Raw genomic sequence first — 2318 nt, 5'->3', positions numbered from 1 at the left:
GATCCGCGTCCTCGCGGCGAGCCGCCGCAACGCCGACGCCGACGGGACGGGGCCGACGAGCGTCGATCCGGTCGCCGAACGGGAGACGTGGTGTCTCGATCCCGACGTGGCAACGCTCGACGACCGGGACGACGTGTTCGTCGTCGGGGATCGAATCGCGTTACAGCGGCGGATCGACGATGATGGCGAACCGACGCCGCGTTCAGCCGTAATCCCAGCACTGGAGGGTGACTCGTGACTGGAGTCGTCGTCTTGCAGACGGCAGTCACCGAGTGGACCGAAACGGCACTGATCAATATACTCGGGTTCGCACTGATCGCCGGCATCGTCGCGACCACAGTTGCGTTCGGGTATCGGGCCGCGAGTACGCGAGGGGCTCCGATCGGCGTCGGCGCGTTTGCCGGACTCGCCGTCGTCGCGGGTTGGCTGAACGCCGCCGGTCTCGAGCAGGCGACGATCATCGACGAAACGCCGCTCGTCCATCACGCGACCGCGACGTACGTCCTCTGCGCGGTCGTCGTCAGTGCAGTCGCCGCCGAGATCGGCCGGCGAATCGGTGACGGGATCGCGCGTGATGTCTTCGATATCGACCGGCTGACGGCCACCGGCGAAATCGCCTCGCTCGTCCGATCGGCGCGGCTCTCGATAGCGATCCAGTTACCCGAACGGATCGATGATGCGGCGGGCTATCCGCCGGTCGATCCGTCGGTCAAACGAGATCTCACCGGCAGGACGGTGTTGTTTCCCCAGATCAGCGACGACTCGGCACTTCGCTCTCGGCTCGCGACCCGCCTCGAGCGCGATTACGGTCTCGGCCACGTGTCGATCACGATTGGAGCTGACGGGACGATCGAGCGGCTCGCGGTCGGCGGCACTCGCTCTCGAATCGGGGCAAGCCTTCCGACGGGAACCGTCGCGATGGCGATCCGCGCCGATCCGACACCGACCGCAAGCGTCGGCGATCCGATCGAGGTCTGGACGGCCGAGGGGGACTCGAACCGACTCGCGGCGACCGGAACGGTACGTGCTACTGCTGGGGATCTGGCGACGATCGCCGTGGACGCCGACGCTGCCGATCGGTTCGCGTTCGATCCCGGCTCGAGCTATCGATTGACGACGCGATCGGAACCGCCGAACGACGGCGACGCGCTGTGTGCCGTGCTCCGATCCGCCGACGAGACGGTACGATCCATCACCGTCGAAGACGGCGGCACCCTCGACAACGTGTTCGTCGGCTGGCTTTCGGGGATCGTTCTCGTCGTCGTCCGTGACGGCGAGGTAATTCCGTTCCCGGCCGACAACGAGACGCTACGGGACGGCGACGAACTCTCCGTGCTCGGGACGACCAGCGAACTGGCCTCCCTTCCGCCGAACGGGGTCCGTTCGGGGTCGCCATAGTCCCGGTCCGAGCATCGAACCGGAGGCGATCGCGGCCTACAGTCCGTCGGTCGACTCTCGGGCGGCCTCGAAGTGTCGTCGTTCGATTCGGACCTCGTCAGCCCTCTCGTTGGCCGTTTCGGGGTCTGACTCCGCGGCCACCTCTCGAATCGCTCGCATCGAGGCGTCTCTGACCAGCGCCTCGAGATCCGCGCCGGTGTATCCCTCGAGTTCGGCCGCGAGTTCGACGATATCGACGTCGTCGGCGAGGGGTTTGCCCTGCGTGTGAACCTCGAGGATCTTCTCGCGGGCGTTCGGGTCGGGCTCGCCGACGAAGACGTGGGTGTCGAGTCTGCCGGGCCGGAGCAGCGCCGGGTCGATCCGGTCCTTGCGGTTGGTCGCGGCCAGGACGACGAGATTGGGGTTCTCGCGCATCCCGTCGAGTTCGGTCAGGAGCTGCGAGACGACGCGTTCGGTGACCTCGTGGCCGTCGCCTCGGGAAGCCGCGATGGCGTCGAGTTCGTCGAAGAAGACGATCGACGGGGCGGACTGGCGGGCGCGTTCGAACACCTCGCGGATCGCTTTCTCCGACTCGCCGACGTAGCGATCGATGATTTCGGGGCCGTCGACCCGGACGAAGTTGACGTCGGTCTCGCCCGCCAGTGCGCGCGCGAGCAGCGTCTTCCCGGTGCCGGGCGGGCCGTACAACAGAACGCCGGATGGCGGATCGGTGTTCGTCTCTTCGAACAGTCGGTCGTAAGTCAGCGGCCATTCGACCGACTCCCGGAGCGTTTGCTTCGCCTCGTCGAGGCCGCCGACGTCCGAGAAGTCGGTCGTCGGCGATTCGGCGACGTACTCGCGCATCGCCGACGGTTCGACGGACGCGAGCGCGGCGTCGAAGTGGCGCTTTCGGACGGTCGGGTCGCGGTTCCACTCGCGGC

Annotated in this window: 2 protein-coding genes and 1 pseudogene; 2 read left to right on the top strand and 1 reads right to left on the bottom strand. The window is 67.1% G+C overall.

The genetic code is table 11. The features are described from left to right. Positions 1-238 (top strand): annotated as a pseudogene (locus PGX04_RS31545) (hypothetical protein); the annotation flags it as partial. Further along, on the top strand, positions 235-1398 hold the full coding sequence (locus tag PGX04_RS31540; protein WP_273742084.1) for a TrkA C-terminal domain-containing protein: 1164 nt from the start codon (positions 235-237) through the stop codon (positions 1396-1398). The pseudogene PGX04_RS31545 and the gene PGX04_RS31540, both read left to right, overlap by 4 nt. Before the next feature lie 36 nt (positions 1399-1434). Here the strand turns inward: PGX04_RS31540 and PGX04_RS31535 are convergent. After that, positions 1435-2318, bottom strand: an 884-nt coding sequence (locus tag PGX04_RS31535) for an ATP-binding protein (RefSeq protein WP_273742083.1), incomplete at its 5' end; no start/stop codon positions are given.

This window comes from Natrinema soli, assembly GCF_028618695.1.
Note: the sequence above shows the minus strand (reverse complement) of the source record. Positions and strands in the feature narration are given on the sequence as shown.